At 72.1% G+C, this 21,849-nt stretch carries 16 protein-coding genes and 1 pseudogene; 8 read left to right on the forward strand and 9 right to left on the reverse strand.

Annotated features, from left to right (window positions below):
• Nucleotides 1-5: 5 nt before the first annotated feature.
• The 3 genes from ACQP1P_RS46250 (at nucleotide 6) to ACQP1P_RS46260 (ending at nucleotide 6,405) form a co-directional block, all read left to right on the forward strand.
• Complete coding sequence (locus ACQP1P_RS46250; RefSeq protein WP_433081497.1) at nucleotides 6-1,616, forward strand: alpha/beta hydrolase; 1,611 nt, start codon at nucleotides 6-8, stop codon at nucleotides 1,614-1,616.
• A gap of 160 nt (nucleotides 1,617-1,776) precedes the next feature.
• The gene (locus ACQP1P_RS46255; RefSeq protein ID WP_433081499.1) at nucleotides 1,777-2,724 is read left to right on the forward strand and encodes a hypothetical protein; all 948 of its coding nucleotides are present in this window, start codon (nucleotides 1,777-1,779) and stop codon (nucleotides 2,722-2,724) included.
• 132 nt (nucleotides 2,725-2,856) lie between these two features.
• Entirely contained in the window at nucleotides 2,857-6,405 is a 3,549-nt protein-coding gene (locus ACQP1P_RS46260) for a beta strand repeat-containing protein (protein ID WP_433081501.1), read from the forward strand.
• Between the two features lie 48 nt (nucleotides 6,406-6,453).
• On the opposite strand, the gene ACQP1P_RS46265 is transcribed toward ACQP1P_RS46260, so the two are convergent.
• The gene (locus ACQP1P_RS46265; protein ID WP_433081503.1) at nucleotides 6,454-7,527 is read right to left on the reverse strand and encodes an OmpA family protein; all 1,074 of its coding nucleotides are present in this window, start codon (nucleotides 7,525-7,527) and stop codon (nucleotides 6,454-6,456) included.
• Entirely contained in the window at nucleotides 7,527-8,906 is a 1,380-nt protein-coding gene (locus ACQP1P_RS46270) for a helix-hairpin-helix domain-containing protein (RefSeq protein WP_433081505.1), read from the reverse strand. Before ACQP1P_RS46270 ends, ACQP1P_RS46265 begins: the two co-directional genes overlap by 1 nt.
• Before the next feature lie 268 nt (nucleotides 8,907-9,174).
• Between ACQP1P_RS46270 and ACQP1P_RS46275 the strand changes: the two genes are divergently transcribed.
• The 3 genes from ACQP1P_RS46275 to ACQP1P_RS46285 all read left to right on the forward strand — a co-directional run bounded on the left by ACQP1P_RS46275 (nucleotide 9,175) and on the right by ACQP1P_RS46285 (nucleotide 11,677).
• Nucleotides 9,175-10,287, forward strand: a complete 1,113-nt coding sequence (locus ACQP1P_RS46275; RefSeq protein WP_433081507.1) for an MBL fold metallo-hydrolase — start codon at nucleotides 9,175-9,177, stop codon at nucleotides 10,285-10,287.
• A 131-nt stretch (nucleotides 10,288-10,418) separates the two neighbouring features.
• A complete protein-coding gene (locus tag ACQP1P_RS46280; protein WP_433081509.1) occupies nucleotides 10,419-11,486 on the forward strand; it encodes a LacI family DNA-binding transcriptional regulator in 1,068 nt (355 codons plus the stop codon).
• Nucleotides 11,483-11,677 carry a hypothetical protein gene (locus ACQP1P_RS46285; RefSeq protein WP_433081511.1) on the forward strand — a complete coding sequence of 65 codons (195 nt, stop codon included), beginning with the start codon at nucleotides 11,483-11,485 and terminating at the stop codon, nucleotides 11,675-11,677. Before ACQP1P_RS46280 ends, ACQP1P_RS46285 begins: the two co-directional genes overlap by 4 nt.
• Before the next feature lie 68 nt (nucleotides 11,678-11,745).
• Here the strand turns inward: ACQP1P_RS46285 and ACQP1P_RS46290 are convergent, their stop codons facing one another.
• The 6 genes from ACQP1P_RS46290 to ACQP1P_RS46315 all read right to left on the reverse strand — a co-directional run bounded on the left by ACQP1P_RS46290 (nucleotide 11,746) and on the right by ACQP1P_RS46315 (nucleotide 18,375).
• A complete protein-coding gene (locus ACQP1P_RS46290; protein ID WP_433081513.1) occupies nucleotides 11,746-13,224 on the reverse strand; it encodes an APC family permease in 1,479 nt (492 codons plus the stop codon).
• A gap of 89 nt (nucleotides 13,225-13,313) precedes the next feature.
• Nucleotides 13,314-13,940, reverse strand: a complete 627-nt coding sequence (locus ACQP1P_RS46295; RefSeq protein WP_433081515.1) for a GOLPH3/VPS74 family protein — start codon at nucleotides 13,938-13,940, stop codon at nucleotides 13,314-13,316.
• A 341-nt stretch (nucleotides 13,941-14,281) separates the two neighbouring features.
• Nucleotides 14,282-14,872, reverse strand: a complete 591-nt coding sequence (locus ACQP1P_RS46300) for a DsbA family protein (RefSeq protein WP_433081517.1) — start codon at nucleotides 14,870-14,872, stop codon at nucleotides 14,282-14,284.
• Nucleotides 14,873-14,906: 34 nt separating this feature from the next.
• Entirely contained in the window at nucleotides 14,907-15,131 is a 225-nt protein-coding gene (locus ACQP1P_RS46305; protein ID WP_433081519.1) for a hypothetical protein, read from the reverse strand.
• Nucleotides 15,132-15,325: 194 nt separating this feature from the next.
• A complete protein-coding gene (locus ACQP1P_RS46310) occupies nucleotides 15,326-17,689 on the reverse strand; it encodes an immune inhibitor A domain-containing protein (protein WP_433081521.1) in 2,364 nt (787 codons plus the stop codon).
• A gap of 149 nt (nucleotides 17,690-17,838) precedes the next feature.
• Nucleotides 17,839-18,375 (reverse strand): Crp/Fnr family transcriptional regulator, encoded by a 537-nt coding sequence (locus tag ACQP1P_RS46315; protein WP_433081523.1) that lies wholly within the window; start codon nucleotides 18,373-18,375, stop codon nucleotides 17,839-17,841.
• A gap of 105 nt (nucleotides 18,376-18,480) precedes the next feature.
• On the opposite strand from ACQP1P_RS46315, the pseudogene ACQP1P_RS46320 reads away from it, so the two are divergent.
• Both ACQP1P_RS46320 and ACQP1P_RS46325 read left to right on the forward strand, forming a co-directional pair.
• A pseudogene (locus tag ACQP1P_RS46320) lies at nucleotides 18,481-18,777 on the forward strand (DUF6529 family protein); the annotation flags it as partial.
• 17 nt (nucleotides 18,778-18,794) lie between these two features.
• Nucleotides 18,795-19,274 (forward strand): Rieske (2Fe-2S) protein, encoded by a 480-nt coding sequence (locus tag ACQP1P_RS46325; RefSeq protein WP_433081525.1) that lies wholly within the window; start codon nucleotides 18,795-18,797, stop codon nucleotides 19,272-19,274.
• Nucleotides 19,275-19,431: 157 nt separating this feature from the next.
• Here the strand turns inward: ACQP1P_RS46325 and ACQP1P_RS46330 are convergent, their stop codons facing one another.
• Nucleotides 19,432-21,849, reverse strand: coding sequence for an FtsX-like permease family protein (locus ACQP1P_RS46330; RefSeq protein WP_433081527.1), 2,418 nt, complete (start codon nucleotides 21,847-21,849; stop codon nucleotides 19,432-19,434).

The following is a 21,849-nucleotide window of genomic DNA, read 5'->3' on the forward strand; positions in this document are numbered from 1 at the left end:
TTGTCTTGACGAAAAAGACCGTGAAGGGGCTGGTCCTCTTCACCGCCGCGGGCCTGCTCGCGGCCGTCGCCCCGGCCTCGAGTGCCCTGGCGGCGCCCGGCGCGCCGAGCGCCGAAGGTTACTCGGCCTCGATCCCGTGGGGCCAGTGCGAGAGCCCCGGCATGCAGCGCCGCGGGGCCGAGTGCGGCCTGCTCGACGTGCCCCTCGACTACAGCAAGCCCAACGGCAAGAAGATCCAGATCGCCGTCTCGCGCATCAAGCACAAGGTGGCGGACAAGGACTACCAGGGCGTCATGCTGGTCAACCCGGGTGGCCCCGGCGGGTCCGGGCTGACGCTGTCGGTCCTGGGCGAGTACGTGCCCAACGGCGCCGGCGAGGCCTACGACTGGATCGGCTTCGACCCCCGCGGCGTCGGCTCGAGCGTTCCCGCGCTGCACTGCGACGACGACTACTTCGCCGGCCCGCGCCCCGAGTACATCCCCTGGAACAAGAACCTCGAGAACCTCTGGCTCGACAAGTCCAAGGGCTACGCCAAGGCGTGCGGCAAGGCCGGCGGTGAGCTGCTCAACCACATGAGCACCGTCGACTCGGTCAACGACATGGAGTCGATCCGCAAGGCGCTCGGCGCGCAGCAGATCAACTACTACGGCTTCTCGTACGGCACGTACCTCGGCCAGGTCTACGGCACGCTGCACCCGGACAAGGTCCGGCGCATGGTGCTCGACGGCAACGTCGACGTGCGCAAGGTGTGGTACCAGGCCAACCTGGACCAGGACACGAACTTCCAGCGCAACGTCGAGATCTGGTTCGGCTGGCTGGCCAAGTACGACAGTGTGTACCACCTCGGCAAGACCGAGAAGCAGGTCGAGCTGCGCTGGTACGCCGAGCAGCAGAAGCTGCGCTCGGCCCCGGCCGGCGGCGTCGTGGGCGCGAGCGAGTGGACGGACATCTTCCTCTACGCCGGCTACTACCAGTCGACGTGGCTGGAGCTGGCCGACGCCTTCGCGGGCTGGGCCAACGACCACAACACCGAGGTCATCGTCGACGCCTACAACAACTACATCGCGCCCGGCGACGACAACGGCTTCGCGGTCTACAACGCGGTGCAGTGCACCGACGTGCAGTGGCCGCAGAGCTGGAACCAGTGGCAGCGCGACAACTGGCTGACGTTCCTCAAGGCGCCGTTCATGACCTGGTCGAACACCTGGTTCAACGCGCCGTGCCTCTACTGGCCGGCCAAGGCCCAGAAGCCGGTCAAGGTCGACGGCTCCAAGGTCAAGAGCGTCCTGTTCGTCGGCACCACCCTCGACGCGGCCACCCCGTTCGAGGGCAGCCTGCAGGCGCGGCGGCTCTTCCCGCACAGCGCCCTGCTGGCCGAGGTCGGTCAGACCACGCACGCCAACTCGCTGAACGGCAACGCGTGCATCGACGACACGATCGCGGACTACCTCTCCACCGGCAAGCTGCCGCAGCGCAAGTCGGGCGACCGCGCCGACAAGAACTGCGACTCCCTGCCGCAGCCGGACCCGACCGCGGCCTTCGCGGCCTCGGCCCAGACGCTGCGGGCGGACACCAGCGCCGTCGCTCGCGAACCGCTCTACCCCGTGCACCACTGAGCACGTCGGCACCGAAGTGAGGGGCGCGGCCACTGCGGCCGCGCCCCTCTCCTGTTCGGCGACGAGTGACCGAAGGCTGACTCTCCCGTGAACTGCCCGCCCCCGGTGGCTACCTTGTGCGCCGCCGCACAGCGGTCCACCACCTACGGGAGAGGGCTCAGTGTCTGAGAAAACGGGCAACGCCGTCGAGGGACGTACGCAGGTCGTGCACGGGGGAAGCCGGACGGGCCGGGTCGCGGCCGCGCTCGCGAGTGGGGCCGCGGCCGTCGCGCTCCTGCCCGCGCCCGCGGCCCAGGCCATGACGCCGGGCGGGATCATCAACGGCGGGCGCATGTGCGCCGCTGGCCGGCAGGTGACCGGCGGCGGCGCGGCCGTCGTCGGTGAGGGCAGCGCCGACTTCGGCACGCGCATCGAGGGGTCCGAGGTCCGGGCCCACTTCGACCACACCGCGAACGCGGTGGCCCGCCTGTGGGCGACCACCATCCGCAACACCGACGGGGCCGCGCACCAGATCGGGCTGTACAGCGTCTGCGCCGACGGCCTCACCGGCTACCAGATCGTCTCGAAGGACGTCACCGTGGCCGCGGGCGCGTTCGTGCGGGACGTCGCCGCGTGCCCGGCGGGAGCGGTGGCGCTCGGCGGGGGTGCCTCCGACACGCCGTACAGCTCCAACCAGCCGGCCTCGACCGACCGCATCGTCCAGGAGTCCGCGCCCGGCACGGCCGGCAGCCAGTCGCTGTGGCTGACCGCGCTGCGCAACAACGACACGGTCGCCCACACGATCCGGTTGTTCGCCGTCTGCGCCGATGCTCCGGCCGGCTACCAGGTCGTGCACAAGGACGTCGCCGTGGCCGCCGGCGGGTTCGTGCGCGACACCGCACCGTGCCCGGCGGGCTCGGTGGTCCTCGGCGGTGGCGCGGCGGTCGTCGGCTCGGGCAGTGCCGACTTCCGGACCCGCGTCCAGGAGTCGGCGCCCGGCGCGGCCGACGGCCGGTCGGTGTGGCTGACCGCCCTGCGCAACGGCGGTACCGCGGCCCGCACCGTCAGCCTGTACGCCGTCTGCGCCGGCCCGCTCGCCGGATACGAGGTCGTGCGCTCGGATGCGTAATCGGCACGATAAGTGAGGTTGCAAGCACTCTAAGTAATATCGGCCCTATACTCGCGAACGGCGAATTCGCCCGGATTTGTCGTTCGTGTGGGCGCGGGTGAGCCCGCCCACCATGGTGAAGGTGGTGGTGGGATGGTTCTCACGCAGCGTTTGCGAGCACGGGTGCGGCGCTCGGCCGCGGTGCTCGCCAGCGGGGTGCTGGCCGGGGGCGGGGCGTGCCTGATGTCGGCGGCCCCGGCCTGGGCGACGTCGTCGCCGTGTTCGGACGGGTCGACACCCGCCTCGCTGAGCACCGTGGCGTGCACCTCGGCCGGCACGTTCACCCTGGGCGTGCCGGCCGGCACCACGTCGGTCGACGTCGACGTCATCGGGGCCGGCGGGGGCGCCGGCTACCCGGCCCGCTCGCACATCGGGGGCAACGGCGCCGAGGTCGCCGGCACCACGGCGCTGCCGCTGGGAACGACCTACCTGTACGTGATCGTCGGGACGGCCGGGTCCGGCGACAACCACGGCACGAGCAGCGGGGGCGGCGGCTCCGGCCTCTTCGCCCTCGACGCCGGGCACAACCTGCTGACCAAGCTGGCCATCGCGGGCGGCGGGGGCGGCGGCGCCTACAACGGTGACGGCGGCAATGCCGGTTCGGCGGGCACCAGCGACAACGCCCAGGCCACCTCCGGACCCGGGGCGGCCGGCAGCGGCGGCACCGGCGGCAGCGGCGGCACCGGCAACTACGCCGCCGGCACGGCCGGCGGCAACGACAACGCCGCCGCCCTGACCATCGCGACGGGCGGGTCGGGCGGCCTGCTGCCCAGCAGCGCTCGCGGCGGCGGGGGCGGCGGGGGCTACGGCGGAGGCGGCGGCGGGGGCGCGAGCACCAACGGCATCCTCAACACCAACGTCGCCGGCGGGGGCGGTGGCTCCTCACTGGCGTGGCCGGGCAACCTCGGCCCGTCGACGATCAGCGTCAAGAGCGGCACCGGCGGCGTCCAGTTGCCCGGCCTCGTCGCGGGCGACGGCGCGACCGGCTCGGTCACGCTGACGTTCAACGGGCCCGCGGTGCCCAGCGCGCCCACGGCCGTCTCGGCGCAGCCGGGCAACGCCCAGGCGGTCGTGTCGTTCACCGCCCCGGCCAGCGACAACGGCTCGCCGATCACCGGCTACACCGTCACGTCCAGCCCCGACGGGATCACCGCCGCCTGCCCGGCGAGCCCGTGCACCGTCACCGGCCTGACCAACGGCACCGCCTACACATTCACCGTCCACGCCACCAACGCCAACGGCGACTCGGTGGAGTCCACCGCCTCCGCCCCGGTGACCCCGGCGCTGCCGCCCGGCGCCCCGACCGGGGCCTCGGCGACGGCCGGAGCCGGGCAGGCCACCGTGTCCTTCACCGCGCCGGGGGCCGACGGCGGCTCGCCGATCACCGGCTACACCGTCACGTCCAGCCCCGGCGCGATCACCGCCACCTGCCCGGCGAGCCCGTGCACCGTCACCGGCCTGACCAACGGCACCGCCTACACGTTCACCGTCCACGCCACCAACGCGGCCGGCGACTCGCCCGAGTCCACGGCCTCGGCCGCCGTGACCCCGGTCGACGTGCCGCAGGCGCCCACCGTGACGGTCACGCCCGGCGACGGCCAGGTGTCCGTCTCGTTCGCCGCCCCGCCGGACGAGGGGTCGCCGATCACCGGGTACCAGATCTCGACCGACGGCGGCACGAGTTGGGCGCCGCTGTCCACCAGCGCGTCCAACGGGGTCCTCACCGGGACCGTCACCGGCCTGACCAACGGCACCGCCTACTCCGTCACCGTCCGGGCCGTCAACGCCGAGGGCGACGGCGCCGCGTCCTCCGCCCGGTCCGCGACACCGGCCAGGGTGCCGGGCGCGCCCAGCGCCGTCACGGCCACCCGCGGCAACGCCACCGCCTCGGTCGCGTTCTCCGCCCCCGCCGACGACGGCGGCGCACCCATCGCCTCCTACACGGTGACCGCCACACCCGGCGGGGCCACGGCGACCTGCCCGTCGTCCCCGTGCACGATCACCGGTCTGACCAACGGCACGGCCTACACGTTCACCGTCCACGCCACCAACACCTCCGGTGACTCCGCCGAGTCCACCGCCTCGTCGCCGGTCACGCCGGCCACGGTCGCCGGTGCGCCGACGGCGGTCAGCGCCGCCCGCGGCAACGGCGCGGCCGCCCTCACCTTCACCGCCCCCGCCGACACCGGCGGCGAGCCGATCACGGGGTACGAGTACAGCACCGACGGCGGCACCACCTGGAACGCGCTGGTCACGACCGGCACGGCGCCCCTGCACGCGAGCGTCACCGGCCTCACCAACGGCACCGCGTACTCCGTGCGGATCCGCGCGCTCAACGGCATCGGCGCCGGCACGGCCTCCGCGGCCGTCAGCGTGACCCCCTCCACCGTCCCGGCCGCCCCCACCGGCCCCTCGGCCACGGGCGGCGCCGGGCAGGCGACGGTGTCCTTCACCGCTCCGGCGTCCACGGGCGGCGCCGCCATCACCTCGTACACCGTGACCTCGGCCCCGGGCGGGGTGACCGCCACCTGCGTCTCGTCCCCGTGCACGATCACCGGGCTCACCAACGGCACGGCCTACACCTTCACCGTCCACGCCACCAACGCCGCCGGCGACTCTCCCGAGTCCGCCGCCACCGCGGCCGTGACCCCGGCGGGTCCGCCGGCCGCGCCGAGCGCCGTCACCGTGGTGCCCGCGGCGACCGCGATGACCGTGAGCTTCACCGTGGCGGACACCGGCGGCTCCACGGTCACCGGCTACGAGATCTCCACCGACGGCGGCACCACGTGGACGGCCTTCACGCCCTCGGGGTCCCCGCTCACCGGAACCGTCACCGGCCTCACCCCGGGCACCGCGTACCAGGTCACGGTGCGCGCCACGAACGCCCTGGGCACCGGAGCGGCCGCCGCCGCCACGACCGCGACCACGCCTCCGGCCCCGGTGAGCGCGCCCACCGCGGTCGCGGGCACCGCCTCGGCCACCGTCAGCTGGGCCCCGTCCCCGACGACCACGGTGACCGGGTACACGGTCTACGCGAGCCCCGGCCCCGCCACCTGCACCACGACCGCCCGCACCGCGACGTCCTGCGTCATCGGCGCCACCGCGGGCGTGTCCTACACCTACACCGTGGTCGCGCACACCGCCGGCGGCGACTCCGCCGCCTCCCCGGCGTCCGGCGCCGTCACCGCGGCCCAGCCCGACGTCCCGGCGAGCGTGCCGCTCAGCGCGCCGACGACCCTCACCACCACCGAGGGCGTCCTGTCCAAGGTCGAGCCGGCGCAGCGGATCACCGTCGTCGGCACCGGCTTCGCCCCGTACTCCACCGCGTCGATCATCCTCTACAGCACGCCCGTGGTGCTCGGCACCGTCACGACCGATGCCGCCGGCGCCTTCAGCCAGCCCATCACGATCCCCGCCACCGTCGCCTTCGGCGCGCACGACGTCGTCGCCGCCGGCGTCGACCCGACCGGCACGGTCCACCAGATCCGCATGGCCGTCACGGTCCAGGCCGCGGCCGCGACCGGCGGTGGCACCCTTCCCGTCACCGGCCCGCAGGCGCTCGTCCTGACCGTCTGGGCCGGAATCATCACCGCGCTCGGCGTGGCCCTGCTGGCGTACGGCCGCTCCCGGCCCATCGCCTGACCGTCCACAAAGGGGGGCGCGGCCGGCGACGGCCGCGCCCCTTTTGTGTCACTGCTGCACGATGAACTCGACCCGCCGGTTCACGGCGTTGGCCGCGGCGTCGCTGCCCTGCACCTTCGGCCGGCTCTCGCCGAAGCCCTTGGAGCTCAGGCGGTCCGTGGAGATGCCCAGCGAGACGAGGGTGTCCAGCACGGTGCGGGCCCGGTTCTCGCTCAGGACCTGATTGTTCGCCGCGGTACCGGTGAGGTCCGTGTGGCCCTCGATGCTCACCTTCACGTCCGGGTTCGCCTTGAGGATCGAGGCCGCGTTCTCCACCACGGCCCGGCCCTGCGCGGTCAGCGTGGCGCTGTTGTTCTCGAACTCGACCGTCGGCAGCGCGATGAGCTGCTTCTGCACCTGCTCGGGCGCGGCCGCCTGGCCGACCACGAGCTCGTCGCGGACCGTCCCGGACCTGGCCGCCGCCTTGGCCGCGGCCTCGGCCTTGTCCTTGGCGTCCTGCGACGCGACGGTACCGGTCAGCGTCACGACATGCTCGGTGAGGTCGACGACCCCGGCCTTCGCGTCCTTGCCCAGCGCCGCCGCGACCGCGCCCAGCCCGGCCAGGTCGGTGTCGTCGCCGGCCCGCGCCGCGTCGACGACCAGCTCGTCCTGCACGTTCTCGGCGCCGAAGGCCTGCTTGGCCGCGTCCACGATCTTCGCGCGGTCGGCCTCGGCCGGCACGGTGCCGGTGAGCGTGACCTTGCCGTTGTCGACCAGCAGCTTCACCGACACGGACTGCTGCTGGACCGCGGGGGTTTCCACCTTCGGCGGCGCCTGTACGTCCACGACGCGCACGCCCTCGACGCCGAGCGTGACCTGGCGCGCCTTGTCCTTCTCGTCCGCCGAGCCGACCTTCACGGTGCCGTCGCGCCCGACGAACGTGACGTCGGCGTCGATGCCCGCGTCGGTGAGCGCGACCTTGGTGCGATCGGTGAGGTTGTCCTCGACCGAGTGCCGGTGCGGTACCTCGAACGCGATCACCAGCGCCGCCAGCCCCACGACGGCGACGCCGATCGGGATGAGGGGGTTCCGCTTGCGGATCTCCCAGCTGGTCGTCGACGCCGCACGGGTCGCGCCCGCCATCAGGCGCGCCCGGTGTCGCGGCCGGCGACGAGGCGCCGGGTCAGGTCCGCGAAGCCCTCCTCGTCCCCGTCGGCGAGGTGCCGCGCCTGCCGGGACCAGGTGACGATGCTCGGGGCGAAGCGCAGACCGGCGGCCTCGATCGCCGCGCGGAGCGTGTCGACGTCGGCGTCGGCCAGCTGCTGGTACGTCTTGATGCCCGACGCGATCAACGCCGCCGACATCTTCGGCCCGATGCCCTCGATACGCTTGAGATTGTCGGGCTTGACGTCCTCGGCCGCGACGGCCTGCGCGGGGACGACAACCGGCTCGGGCGCTTCGACGACCGGCTCTGGCGCTTCGACGACCGGCTCTGGCGCTTCGGCCACCGGCTCTTCCACGACCGGCTCGGGCTCAGGTTCCGGTTCGAGTGCGACCGGCTCAGGCTCAACCGCGACCGGCTCAGGCTCGACCGCGACCGGCTCAGGCTCGACCGCGACCGGCTCAGGCTCGACCGCGACCGGCTCAGGCTCGACCGCGACCGGCTCGACCACGGCCGGCTCAGGCTCAGGCTCAACCGCGACCACGACCGGCTCACGCTCCGGCTCGGGCTCGACCGCGACCGGCTCGAGCTCGGGCTCGACGTCAGCGAGCGGTGCGGACTCGGCAGCCGCCTTGGCCGCCACCTCGCGGCCCGCGATGAGCCGGTCGGTCAGCTCCTTGAAGCCGGTCTCGTCCCCGTCGGCGAGCAGCCGCGCCTGCCGCGACCACGTCCCGAGGCTGGGCGCGAACCGCAGATTCGCCCGCTCGAGCGCGAGCTCCACAGTGGACCGCTCGGCGTCGGCCAGCTGCGCGTAGGTGGTGATGCCCGCCGCACGAAGCGCCGCCGCGATCTTCGGCCCGATGCCCTCGATCCGCTCGAGCTCGTCCCGCGCCGGCTCCCCGGCCGACTCGACGGCCTCGACCGGCTCGACGGCCTCGACGGCCTCGACGGGCTCGGCCGCGAACGCCGACTCGACATCGGCCACGAGATCGGCGTCGACGGGCTCCTTCTCAACAACCGCGACGGGCTCGTCCTCGACAACGGCTACGGGCTCGTCCTCGACGACCGCGACCGGCTCGTCCTCGACAACGGCAACGGGTTCGGGCGCGGGAGCCGGCTCCGCGATAGGTTCGGCAGCGGCGACCGCCGCCGCGATGGGGGCCGCCGAGGCGGGAGCCGCGACCGGTGCCGAGGCGGGGGCCGCGACGGGCGCGACCGGCGCCGCTGTGGTGGACTCGGTGGCGGATTCGGACGACCGGACCCGGCGCAGGCGCAGGCCCCACCAGAGGTAACCGACCAGCAGACCGAGCAGGAACGCGAGCAGGATCAACAGGAGTGACTGGTTGGTGTACCAGACCACGACAGGCCTCCGGGAGAAAGTGACCTACGCGATGCATGCGCGTGAAGAGGGAGTTCGCGGGCAGCCTTGCACACCTGGATGTCCGGCAACAGGGCCCCGCCCCCGCCGTACATCTGCTCGTTATCCCGGCTCGAACTCCTCCTGATCGACGTTTCCGCAGATCGGGGGCCTTCGAAGGGGCTCTGCCGGTGTCCGGCCGACCGGAGGGCCGAGAGAAAATCGAAACGGACGGGTGCTGAACCTCACCACAACTGGAGGCGACGGAGCAATGGGCAAGACGACTCGGGTGCTCGCGTGGGCCGCGGTGGCGGCCGCCGCCGGTGGCGTCGCATGGGCGCTGCGTGACCTTCCGGCGCAGCTGGGGGCGGTCCCGGCGGGCGCGCGGGCCGAGCGCATGCGGCGCTCGCCGCAGTTCGGCGACGGCAAGTTCGAGAACTCGGTGCCGGCCGAGATCCTGCCGCCGCACGCGATGCGGGACGCGTTCGTCGAGCTGCTCGTGGGCAAGCAGCGCCGCAGGCCGCTCGGCGTGATTCCGGTGACGCGCCCGCAGCTCGGCGGCCGGCTCGACCCGGACGGGCTGCACGTGACCTGGCTGGGTCACTCGACCGCGCTGGTCGAGATCGAGGGCGTCCGGGTGCTGTTCGACCCGGTGTGGAGCGACCGCTGCTCGCCGACGTCGTTCGCGGGCCCGAAGCGCCTGCACCCGGTGCCGCTGCCGCTGGAGGAGCTGCCCCGCATCGACGCCGTGGTCATCTCCCACGATCACTACGACCACCTCGACCTCGCCTCGATCCGGCAGCTGCAGCGCACCCAGCAGGCGCCGTTCCTGGTGCCGCTCGGCGTGGGCGCCCACCTCGAGCGCTGGGGCGTGCCCTCGGAGCGCGTGATCGAGCTGGACTGGGACGAGCAGCACGAGGTCCGCGGGGTCACCCTCGTCGCCACGGCGGCCCGGCACTTCTCCGGCCGCCGGTTCACGCGCGACGGCACCCTGTGGGCGTCGTGGGTCGTGAAGGGGGCGCGCCGGAGCCTGTTCTACACGGGCGACTCCGGCTACTTCGAGGGGTACAAGCAGATCGGCGAGCGGCACGGCCCGTTCGACGCTTCGCTGATCCAGGTGGGCGCGTACAACGACGCCTGGCCGGACATCCACATGAAGCCCGAGGACGGGGCGAGCGCGCACCTCGACGTGCAGGCGCGGGTGCTCATCCCGCTGCACTGGTGCACGTTCAACCTGGCCCTGCACGCGTGGTCGGAGCCGGTCGAGCGGCTGGTCGAGGAGGCCCGGGCCCGGGACATCGAGCTCGTGGTGCCGCAGCCGGGTGACCGGGTGAACATCGACGCGTTGCCGGCTCTTGAACCCTGGTGGCGCGCCATTGCGTAAGGGTTAAAAGAGCAGCTCAGGACACGTGTTGCGGCCCACATGCCAGGACCCGACAAAACCCTGGCCGGGCCGCTCGCACCGACGTACTGTATCGATATAGAAGAACTGGATCGATACAGAGAGGGGGAAGCATGCCGGCCACGCTGCAAACCATCGCCGACGAGCTGGGCGTGTCGCGGAGCACCGTCTCCAACGCGTACAGCCGCCCGGATCAGCTCTCCCCCGAGCTGCGGTCCCGCATCCTCGCGGCCGCCGAGCGGCTGGGCTACTCGGGCCCCAACCCGACGGCCCGCTCGCTGCGCCGCGGCAAGGTCAACGCGATCGGCGTCCTGCTCACGGACAACCTGTCGATGGCGTTCACCGACCCCTACGCGGTCGCCTACCTGCGCGGCCTGGCCGAGGCGGCCTCGGCCCGGGAGACCTCGCTGCTGCTGCTGAACCTGCCCAAGGACGAGGAGGCCGGCCGGCGGGTGGTCGGCAACGCCGCGGTCGACGCCTTCTGCCTCTACTGCGTGCCCGACTGGCACGGCGCGCTGGAGCTGATCCGCGCCCGGGGCGTGCCGATCGTGATCGGCGAGGACCCGGACGCGTTCGGCCCCGACGCCGGCTACGTCGGCATCGACGAGCGGGCGGCCGCGCGCCGGCTGGGCGAGCACATCGCCCGGCTCGGCCACCGCCAGATCGCGATCGTCGCGCACTGGATCGTCGACGGCGGCGTGACCGGGCCGGTCGACGCCGACCCGGACGCCCTGCGCTACTACGTCACCGGGCAGCGGGTGCGGGGCTTCCGCGACGCGCTCGTGGCGGCCGGCGTGCCGTGGGACCGGGTGCTGCTCATCAACGCGGCGGACAACGCCCGCGACGAGGGCGGGGCGGCCGCGGCGCACGCGCTGGACCGGCTCGACCGGGCCACGGCGATCCTGACCACCTCCGACGTCCTCGCGCTCGGCGTGCTCGACGCGCTGCGCGCCCGGGGCCTGCGCCCCGGCCGGGACGTGTCGGTCACCGGCTTCGACGACATCGACGAGGCCGAGCCGGCCGGACTCACCACCATCCGCCAGCCCAGCGTCGAGCGTGGGCGGCTCGCGGGCGAGATCCTGCTCGACCCGCCCGAGGACCCGGCGCGGCGTCGCCTGACGCTGCCCGTATCGCTGGTGGTCAGGGCGACCACCGGCCCGAACACCAAGGAGCTCGCATGACCCCGATCGCCATGATCGTCTCGCTCGAGGCCGTCCGTCTGGAGGCACACTCGGCGATGCCGAACGCCCCCGTCGTCGACGACCGCCGGCCCGAGTCGGCCACGCTCAAGAAGGTGCGCGGCTTCGCCGCCCGCCAGCTGCGCGCGGCCGCCGACCGAGTCGAGCCCACGCCGGCGCTCACCTACGGGTAACACCCCGCGGTAGGCGTGTGGAAAGACAGTGGGGAGGCCGGCCACCGCCGGCCTCCCCACTTCGGGTTTCAGCGGACCTCGACCGACTCCACGGACTCGAGGCGCGCGGTGTTGGCCCGGGCGCCGAGGCCGATCGCGTCGTAGTCCTGCCGGTTGAGCCCGCGCAGGACGAGCGCCCAGACGATGCCGATGACCGCGGCGACGGCGTAGGCCGTCGGGAACGCCCACACCGCCGGGTTGGGGTCGTCCGGGGCGATGCCGAGCAGCAGGCCGAAGTTGTCGAACACCTGCCACATGACGTAGGCGAGCGCGAGCGTCGCCAGGATCGGGGCGATGAGCCGCGACCAGGCGCTCTCGCCGCGGCCGTCCCGCACGAAGTAGAAGATCACCGAGAGGGACGTGGCCGCGACGAGCAGCAGCACGCCGACGCCGCCCGAGGTGCCCAGCCAGAAGAACAGGTTCACCAGCGGGTCCCAGCCCGCCACCGCGAACACCACGATGGTGACGGCCGCGATGATCGTCTGGAACAGCGAGCCGGCCATGGGGGCGCCCGAGCGGGCCCGGGTGCGGCCGAAGAACGACGGGAGCACCCGCTCACGGCCCAGCGCGAAGGCGTACCGCGCCGTCGTGTTGTGGTAGCTCAGCGCCGCCGCCGCGATGCTCGTGATGAGCAGGACCGTGCCGACGTCGCCGGCCCAGTCGCCGCCCTTCTCGATCAGGGTGGGGAAGAAGGGGCCGCCGGTCGCGAGCGTCTCCTGCGCCTTGGCCACGGTCTGGTCCACGCCCATGCTGGCCGACGCGGCCCAGCTGGTGAGCGAGTACGACAGGAACATGACCCCGAGGCCGAGGAACGTCGCCAGGGCCACCGTCCGGTTCTTGCTGCGGGCCTCCTCGGCGAAGACCGGGGCGGCCTCGAAGCCGACGAACGCCGTGGTCGCGACCGCGAAGGCCGGGCCCGCGCCGTCCTTGAGCGCGCTCCAGGTCCACGGCTCGACGCTCAGTGAGCCGCCGGCCGGGTGGCTGAAGAAGATCACGTCGAAGATCGTCACCACGATCAGCTCGGCGCCGAGCAGGATCATGAGGACCTTGCTGTTGACGTCGACGCGCAGCAGGCCGAGGACCGCGATGAACAGCCACAGCACCAGCGCGAGGATCCACCAGTCGACGTTCAGGTTCGCCTTCTCGGCGAGGAACTGCGACAGGAAGGCGCCGAACGCGCCGTACAGCCCCACCTGCAGCAGGTTGTAGGCGAGCAGGGCCACCATGGCCCCGCCGACGCCCAGCGGCCGGCCCAGCCCCTGCGCGATGTAGGAGTAGAAGGCGCCCGCGTTCGTGATGTGCCGCGACATCGCGACGTAGCCGAAGCTGAACACGGCGAGGATCGCGGCGATGATCAGGAACGCCAGCGGGAAGCCGGTCGTGCCGACCACGCCCCAGCCGGTCGAGACGAGCGCGCCCACGACCATCAGCGGCGCTGCCGCGGTCAGGGCGAACATGATGACGGAAGGCACGCCCAGCCGGTCGCGGGCCAGTGCCTGGGATACCACGCTCGGTCGCGTCGGCGACGTTGCGGACATCGGTCCTCCAGGGGATTTTTTTGAGGGGGAAGGGAAGAGGGAAGTCCGAGGCCGCGCCGTCACCCGCGTTGCGACAGCACCGCATCGCCGATCGCCGACTCGACCTGCAGAATCAGGTCGCGCAGCGGCGGCGGCAGGGAGCTGATCGCGTGTTGAAGCCTTCTGCCGCCCGAGGGGTCGCGGTCCCACAGGATGTGACCGGTCAGCCCGGTCGCCTCCGCGAGGCCCGCCAGGGTCGTGTCCGCGACCCGCATGGGCTCGAATCCGGTGAGCAGGCGGCGCAGGCGCACCACTCGCCCGGCCGGCAGGTTGATGTCCGTGGGCAGCCATCGGGTCTCGGACCGCAGGAGGCGCCGCACCAGGGTCTTCTCGACCAGGCCGACGCGGGCCAGCCGGGTGCCGACCTCCTCGACCGCCGAGAATCCGAAGAACTGCAGCCAGGTGCGCACCTCGCGGTGCTGCACCTCGGCGACCATCGTCGCCAGGTTGGTGTGCGCGAGCGGGTCGGCGGGCGGCTCGCTGCTGAGCACGCGCAGCCTCGGCCCCTCGACCGTGATCCGTTGCTCCAGCACGAGCTCGCCGAGCATGGCTCCGGCCAGCCCGAGCTCCACCGCGCGCGCGGACAGCCGAGGCTTGCCGTCGCGGTCGTCGTGCGCAATCAGAAAGAAGTCATCGGCCAGCAGCATCGGACCGCGTACCCGTCACCCAATCGTCGGCCTCGGGCTCCCCCAAAACCCGAGATCAGGACAGTTAGGGCCCGAAAGACCGTGAGACCCGAAGCGAAAGCATGCCCTGCGCATTGACCGATCGCAACTGTCCGGGCGCAAAAATGGATTAACGCTGACCACCAATGTCGAATTGACGGATGTCGCCCGCGTAATATTTCACCCTCGGTGATGTCCGGATTTTCCGAGTTCATCGCCGCCGATCACGCAGCGAATTGTGGCGCAATCGCCGGAGCACGGCTCATCGGCGGACGATCAACTCGCCGTCCGCCGAATTGCTGCGCTGCGTGATCAGGGACGAGCTACAGCGTGTGACCGCCCCGATGCGTCGCCGACGTCGTCGCCTCGGCCGCCTGGTCGACCGCATCGAGCAGGTCGTCCAGGGAGTAGCCGCCGTCGTGCCGGACGCCGTTGACGAAGAAGGTGGGAGTGCCGCCGACCCCGCTGCGCACGCCGCCGACCAGGTCGCGGCGGACCCGGTCCAGGTAGAGGTGGGCGCCGACCTCGTCGCCCACCTCGGCCGAGGGCAGGCCGAGGCGCTCGACGCCGACCATGAGCCGGCGCGGGTTGATGCCGGACTGGTTGGCGAAGAGCCAGTCGCGCATCGGCCAGAAGGCGCCACGCACCGCCGCGGCCTCGGCCACCTCGGCGGCGAGGTCCGCATAGGGGTGCACGTTGGTCAGCGGGAAGTGCCGGAAGGTGTACCGCACGGTCTCCCGCCGCAGCCGCAGCAGGTCCTGCAGGATCGTGTGGGCCATGGCGCAGTACGGGCACTGGAAGTCCCCGTACTCGACCAGGGACACGGGGGCGCCCGCCGGACCGGAGGTGTGGTCATCGGGGCCCACGGGGATCGTCAGCCGGGGGGTCGTGACCTGGAAGGGCGTGGTGGTCATTCCTCAACGGTTCGCCAGGCTCGGCCCCGCCACGTCACCCCGCGGGCGCGACGCTGGAGACCAGCAGCGGGCTGCCGGTACACCCGGTCTCGCGGTTCGGGTCCGGCACGCCCGTCGCCGTGACCTGCTGACCGTCGCGCGCCTGGGCGGCCGCGGGGCCGATGAGCACCCAGTTCAGCTGGTCCGTGACCAGCTCCACGCAAGTACCGCTGACGCGGATTCGGCCCTTGGCCACGACCTGCTGGAAGTCATCGGTCATCGGCTCGGACCTGGTGTTCTTGGGCAGCTTCGGCGGAAGGCTGAGCGAGGGCTCGGCGCTGGGAGGCGGTGCGGCGGTCTGTCCGGATGCATCGGTTTTCGCCGCGCACCCGGACAGGACCAGAACGGCCAGAAGGAGGCCCACATGAGCTTTCATGCCCACTTGGACCTCCTCCCGGTGCAAACGGTTCCCGCTCAGCTGGTGACGAGCACCGCCATCGACGTGCCGTTCTCGAGCAGCGCGAAGATCTTCACGCCGTTCTTCGGAACCTTCACGCCGTAGTAGGTGCTGGTCGCCGGGTCCTCACGGTAGTAGCTCTTGCTGTCGTCGAACAGCGGGTTGCCCCACTGCCCGCCCAGCCGGCTCGGCGCGTTGGTCGCGCCCGAGTGCAGGGTGAACGAGTCCGTCTTCGCGAACGAGAACGGCGCGTCGAAGCCCTGGACCCGCGGTCGCCACGGCGTGCCGTCGGCCTTGAGCATCAGGTCGGGGTGCGAGTCGATCGGCAGGATCAGGCCCTCACCGTGGTGCTGGCTGGTGTTGTTGTCGCGGTACGAGGTGTCCCAGTAGGTGACCAGCAGGCCGGTCTCGTACGGGAAGTGCTCGACCATCTGCGGCTTGTCCGCGAACCCGAAGTTGTACGGGCCGGTCTTCATGTACTTGTCGAACGACTCGTACGTGCGGTGCGAGGCGATGTAGAAGTTGTCGTACTCCGTCGTCAGCGACGCGCCCACCGCCGTGAAGCCCACCGCGGTCCAGCCGTTGAGCCCGTTCTCCGCGCCGTCGGCGAACACCGTGGTGCCGCCGTTGGTGATGCGGATGTCGTCGGCGAAGAAGCCCAGGCCGCCCGCCGCCGGGTCGGTCAGGTACCGGAAGCGCAGGCCGACCGTCTTGCCCGCGAACGCGGACAGGTCGAACGTCGCCGGCACCCAGCCGTTGCTGGTGTCGTCGATGCCGTTGCCCTCGTCGGCGACCGTGATGTTGCCCGGGATCGCCTTGAAGCCGCTGCCGTCGTTGACCTCGACGTACGCGTAGTCACACGCGTCGGAGCCGCACTGCTCGATGTCCCAGTTGGCCTGGAACGTCAGCGTCGTGGTGCCGGCCGGGATCGAGACGTTGCGGGTCAGCGTGTTGTCGAGCATGTTGCCCGCGCCGCTCCACCACGACTTGGTGCCCTCCGGCGGGGTCGCCAGCGGCGTGGTGACCTTCTTCTTCGGCAGGTTGACCACGACCGCCTGCGGCTTCTTGCTGTTGTACTCGTGCGGGCCGAGGTCCACCAGCTTCGTCTTGCCGGCGTTGACCGTGGTGTAGTCCAGCCAGCCGAGCTGCAGCTTGTCCCACGCCCCGAGGTCGGCGGCGCGGGCCGCGATCCCGTTGTCGCTGGGCAGGCTGACGCGGCTCTGCGCCATGATGGTCCACCAGCTCACCGGGTTCTCGGCGTTGCCGCTCGCGCCCGCGGTGTCGTAGTGGTCCGGCAGGCCGAGGTCGTGGCCGTACTCGTGCGCGAACACGCTCAGGCCGCCGTTCTCCGGCTGCATCGTGTAGTCGCTGACCCACAGACCGGTGGTGCCGATCTGGTAGCCGCCCCGCATGTTGCCCGCCGGGCCCTGGTCGGAGCGCAGGTTCGCCTGGGAGCGGTGGCTCCAGATCGCGTCCTCGCCCTGGATCAGGTCACCGTCGGCCTGGTCGCCGCCGGCGTGCACGATCTGGAAGTGGTCGATGTACCCGTCCGGCTCGTTGAAGTCGCCGTCGTGGTCGTAGTCGTTGCGGTCCCACTGGTCGTAGGAGGCCAGCGTCGCCTTGATGTCGGCGTCGGACTTGCCCTGGGCGTGCTGCGAGTCGACCCACGCCGCGATCGCGTCCTGGATCAGCGCGTAGCTGTTGCTGCAGACGTTCGACGTGCAGGGGTAGCCGTTGCTGCGGCCGTAGCGGGCCTCGTTGTATGGCACCTTCACCCAGTCGGTGACCATGCCGTCGACGCTGTACCGGCCGGAGGACTGCTTCTCGTAGTACGTCTTGAGCGACTCCACCCCGTTGCCGGTGGCGAAGTACATGTTCTCGAAGTACTGCTTGTTGAAGTCCTGCTTCCAGATCGTCGAGTTGTCCTTGGCGCGGTCCGGCTGCGGGATCTGGTTGTGCAGCGGGCCGTCGAACTTGGCCGGGCCGGGGATGGACGGGTTGGTGTCCTGGTCCGGGTAGTTCGGGTGCCGCTGGTCGCCGAACTCGGCGAGCACAACGAAAATCTTGTCGGTCCGCTCGCGGCTCAGCTCGACGTACTTGTCGACGTGGCCCTTGCTGCGGTCGGCCTTGCCGATCTTCACGACCGTGCTCGCGCCGCGCTTCTCCGGCTGGGCCTCGCCCTTCAGCACCTGCGAGAGGGCAACCTCACGGGCAGCGCGCTGCTTCTGCTCGTCCGCCGAAATCAACTCGTCGGAGGGCGACGAGGCGTCGACGGACGGCGACTGCTGCGCCGGCACGGCATGGGCCGCGCCCCCGCCGACAAACACCCCCATCCCCGACGCGAGCGTGAGACTGAGCAGTCCCACGGTCAACTTACGCACAGGTACCTCCCTGGTGGGGCTTCAGCACCGAGGCCCTGCGTCGATGCCTCGATGCACCTGACGCGGAAGACTAGGGTCTGTTCCGGCCCGCTGAAGATCAACAGTGCGGTATGCGCATAGTTGCAAGGGTCAAATCGAGGGTGACCCGATTATCGAGCCCGGTCGCTGAGGGCATCGAGATCATGGACGATCAGGCGGAGCCCGCCCGTCTGGGCCAAGCCCTCTTCACGCAGCGTGCGCAGGGCCTTCGGGACCGCCTCACGCGAGGAGCCGGCCCAGCCCGCGAGCTCGTCCGGCGACAGCGGCGGGCTGATGCGCAGCCCCTCTGGCGTCGGCTCGCCGAAGCGCTCGACCAGTTCCACCAGCCGCGCCGCGACCCGCCCGGTGGTGTCGTAGGCGCCGAACTCGATGCGCTTGCGGTCGGCGTCGCGCAGCCGGCGGGTCAGCTCGCGCATGAGCAGGAACGAGACGCGGGCATGGCCGAGCAGGTACCGCTCGAAGTCCGGCGACGGCACCGACAGCGCGCTCACCGGCTCCAGCGCGGTCACGGTCGCCGACAGCGGCCCGCCGTCGATCGCCGACAGCTCCCCGAGCAGCGCCCCCGGCCCCCGCACCGCCAGCACCACCTCGGTGCCCGACGCCACGTCGGAGGAGACCTTGACGCAGCCCGAGTGCAGGATGACCACCGCCTCGGAGCGGCTGGCCTCGCGGAAGATGACCGCCCCGCGCCGCCACTACCGGCGGTGCCCGGCGGCCTCCAGCGCGGCCTGCTCGTCTTCAAGGACGCCCCCTGGCTCTGCCCCGCGCACCGCTGGTCCGGCCGCATAGCCTTCATCACCTCTATTCCCGTGGCCCTGCACTGTCTCTACGCACTCGGCTTCGACGACTACGACACCCGAGTCCTGCTGCACTCCCTCCTCGGCTGCTTCTTCTACGGCACCTTCGCGGCCAAGATGCTGATCCTCGCCAAGAAGGGCGTCCCCCACTGGGCGCTGCCGCTGTTCGGCGGCCTGGTCTTCACCGCGTTGTCCGGCCTGTTCGTCACCTCCGCCCTGTGGTTCTTCACCCCATGCGGCGTCAAGCCCTGAGAGGGGCTCGAAGAACCATGTGCACTCCCACCCGACGTACCCTGCTGGCCGGGGCCACCGCGGCCGGCCTGGCGACGGCCCTCTCCGGCTGCGCCGCGTACGGCCTCGACAGCGCCAACCCGGCCAGCCCCGCGGACAACGCAGCCGGCACCGGCGATGGGGGCACCGGCGACCAGAGCGGTGCCGGCCCGGACGGTGCCGCCGCCAACGCCGCGAGCTTCGCCAAGACGAGCGACATCCCAGTCGGCGGGGGCAAGATCTTCGCCGACCAGAAGATCGTCGTCACCCAGCCCACGGCCGGCACCTTCCGCTGCTTCACCGCGGTCTGCACCCACGCCGGCTGCGTCGTGGGTGACGTATCCGAGGGCACCATCAACTGCCCCTGCCACGGCAGCCGCTTCAAGGTCGCCGACGCCTCGGTGGCCGCCGGCCCCGCCAAGAAGGCGCTCGGCGCGATCGCCATCAAGGTGACCGGCGACGCCATCTCCAAAGCCTGACTCCCACAGGGTCGAGTGCCCGTCGACTGTCCGAAGGGGACGGGCGGCGGGCACTCGGCTGCCCCCTTGGCAACGCTCCCCGACTCACCGTCGTTCGCCCTCCCGTGGACGCGGCTGCCCTGGCACCAACCCGCATCACCGCTCGCGATCGTCCGGCTCATGACGGCATCCGGATCGCACGCTCCCGCAGCATCCGCCGAGTGGGCAGCACCCCGGCCAGCAGCGCGAGTAGAAGACAGAGCCCGACCACCCCGCCGATGACCGGCCACGGCAACACGAGCTCCACGGCCGCCCCGACCTGTTGACTGAGCCCGGCCCGGATGCTCACCAGGGCCCCGATCGCGACCACCCCGCCGAGCACCGCCCCGATGAGCACGACCAGCGCCGACTCCGCCGCGACGTACCCGGCCACCTGCCTCCGCGTCGCCCCCGCCAGGCGCATCACCCGCAGGTCGGCCGCGCGCCCCTGAGCCGCCATCAGCAGCGTGTTCGCGACCGCGAGCGCACCGTAGCCGGCCGAGACCCCGATCAGCATCAGCGTGAACAGCCACACCAGCCGGTCCTCGGAACTGTCCGCCTCGGCGGCCCACGTCGCCACGTCGATCACCCGCGCCCCGGCGCCCGGCGGCGCGCTCACCGCTCCATCCCCGCCTCCCGGCAGATAGATGGCCGACGTCAGCGCCGACGGATCGTGCCGCCGAACGGTCTCCCGTGCCAGCAACAGATCCGCTCGTACCGAGCGATCGGCCACCACCGCCACCACGCGCAACGTCACCCGCTCACCGTCGGCGAAGACGACCGGATAGGAGTCCCCCACCTTGCGGCGCACCGACTCGGCGACCACCGCCGTGTCCGTCTCCCTGAGGTCCTCGAGCGAGCCCGCGACCACCCGCGCCCCGCGATCGGTACGGATGAACGCGGTCGTGTCCACCCCGAGCGCGCTCCAGGCCCGCGGGGTCGTCCCGGCCCCGTTCTCCGGCGCGAACACCGTCGTCGGCAGCATCGCGGCGCCCGGCACCGCGGCCACGGCGGCGTCGGACAACCCCGGCGTCCGGTCCGGCACCAGAACCTGCCCCGCGTCGACGTCCGCGGCCCGCCCCGCTGCGTACGCCTCCGTCGTCGTGCGCACCATCCCCGCCACCAGCACCGCGAACCCGACGGTCAGCAGAACCGGCGCGGCCGTGGACGCCGTCCGCCGCGCCGCGGTCGCGGCTCCCTCGCGCACGAGCAGCCCGATCGCGCCACCGCCCCGCCGGAGCGGCAGGCGCCACAGTCCGACGATCGGCCGTACCGCCGCCGGCGCCAGCGCCACCATCCCGGTGATCAGGGCCATGGCGGCGTACAAGGCGAACGTCGCCCCGTCCTGCGCATCGTCCGCGGTCGCCGTGCCGACTGCCAGCGCGATGCCCGACGTCGTCAGCAGCCCACCGGCAACCCACCGCAGCCGCCCCATGCGCCGCCGTTCAACGACCGCCTCACGCAGTGCCTCCAGCGGCCGGACCCGAGCCGCCCGCCGAGCCGCCGACCACGCCCCCAGCACCGCGACCACCGGCCCCAGCGCAAGCACGGCCACGAACGGCAGCAGCTCATACCGCACCTCATACGTCGCCGGCTCCAGCCCCGCCTCGACCAGCGCTCGTCCTACGGTCGGTGCGGCCGCCGCCCCGACGATGCTGCCGAGGACCGCTCCGATGCCGCCGACGAGGAGCGCCTCGCCGTAGACCATCCGCCGCACCTGCCGCGGCGTGGCCCCGATCGCCCGCAGGAGCCCGAGTTCCCGCCTGCGCTGGGCAACGGAGAACGCGAACGTCGACGCGACCACGAACACCGTGACGAACCCGGCGAGCGTCGCCACCCCCGTGAGCGCCTGCATGCCGATCCATCGCGCTCGTGCGTCGTCCCGCGGCTCCAGCGCACCCCGCTCGCCGCTGGACAAGACCCGTCCGTCGTCACCCACGATGTCCCGTGCGGCCGCCGCCACCGCGCCCGGGTCCGCGCCCGGCTCGAGCACCAACCCGATTGCCCGCACTCCCGGTGCCAGCTCCGCCGCCACCGCGTCCGCCACCAGATAGCCGGGCGCGTCGACGAGTCCCGTCACGGTGTACGGCACCGGCCCCGTCGCGGTCAGCAGCGTTACCGAGCTCCCGGGACGGAACCCGAGCGCCCGATCGACCACGACTTCGCCCGGCCGCCGCGGCTGCGCACCCGAGACCAGCGCCAGTCCGCCGAGCCGGGCTGACGACCAGCCGTGCCCCTCGTACGTGTCCTGCCGCTGCCCCTCCACCGCGGGCGGCCGCCCGTCGACGAGGGCTTGAACGTAGAAGCTCCGATCCGGCACAACGGCCTCGACACCGGGCACCGCACCAAGCCTTCGGCTGAGATCGTCGGTCTTCGCCGCCGACCACGGCACCGTTGGTGGGAAGGCCTCGGCCGGACTTCGGCTCTCGGGCGCCTGCACGACGACGGCCGCGGCGGCGAGCCGGTCCGGAACGATCGGACGCCCCGCGAGGAGCAACATCAGGGCGAGGAGGACGAGCGCGATCCCGACCACGACGGCCACGAGCGCACCGGCCAT

It is taken from the genome of Dactylosporangium sp. CA-052675 (genome assembly GCF_050947935.1).
In the GTDB taxonomy this organism is placed as follows: Bacteria; Actinomycetota; Actinomycetes; order Mycobacteriales; family Micromonosporaceae; genus Dactylosporangium.

Excerpts from the sequence above, each read along its gene's own strand:
- ACQP1P_RS46295 (WP_433081515.1), bottom strand. The coding sequence starts at position 13,940 with ATGCTGCTGGCCGATGACTTCTTTCTGATTGCGCACGACGACCGCGAC.
- ACQP1P_RS46265 (WP_433081503.1), bottom strand. The coding sequence starts at position 7,527 with ATGGCGGGCGCGACCCGTGCGGCGTCGACGACCAGCTGGGAGATCCGC.
- ACQP1P_RS46330 (WP_433081527.1), bottom strand. The coding sequence starts at position 21,849 with ATGGCCGGTGCGCTCGTGGCCGTCGTGGTCGGGATCGCGCTCGTCCTC.
- ACQP1P_RS46305 (WP_433081519.1), bottom strand. The coding sequence starts at position 15,131 with ATGACCGATGACTTCCAGCAGGTCGTGGCCAAGGGCCGAATCCGCGTC.
- ACQP1P_RS46300 (WP_433081517.1), bottom strand. The coding sequence starts at position 14,872 with ATGACCACCACGCCCTTCCAGGTCACGACCCCCCGGCTGACGATCCCC.
- ACQP1P_RS46285 (WP_433081511.1), top strand. The coding sequence starts at position 11,483 with ATGACCCCGATCGCCATGATCGTCTCGCTCGAGGCCGTCCGTCTGGAG.
- ACQP1P_RS46260 (WP_433081501.1), top strand. The coding sequence starts at position 2,857 with ATGGTTCTCACGCAGCGTTTGCGAGCACGGGTGCGGCGCTCGGCCGCG.
- ACQP1P_RS46325 (WP_433081525.1), top strand. The coding sequence starts at position 18,795 with ATGTGCACTCCCACCCGACGTACCCTGCTGGCCGGGGCCACCGCGGCC.
- ACQP1P_RS46280 (WP_433081509.1), top strand. The coding sequence starts at position 10,419 with ATGCCGGCCACGCTGCAAACCATCGCCGACGAGCTGGGCGTGTCGCGG.
- ACQP1P_RS46275 (WP_433081507.1), top strand. The coding sequence starts at position 9,175 with ATGGGCAAGACGACTCGGGTGCTCGCGTGGGCCGCGGTGGCGGCCGCC.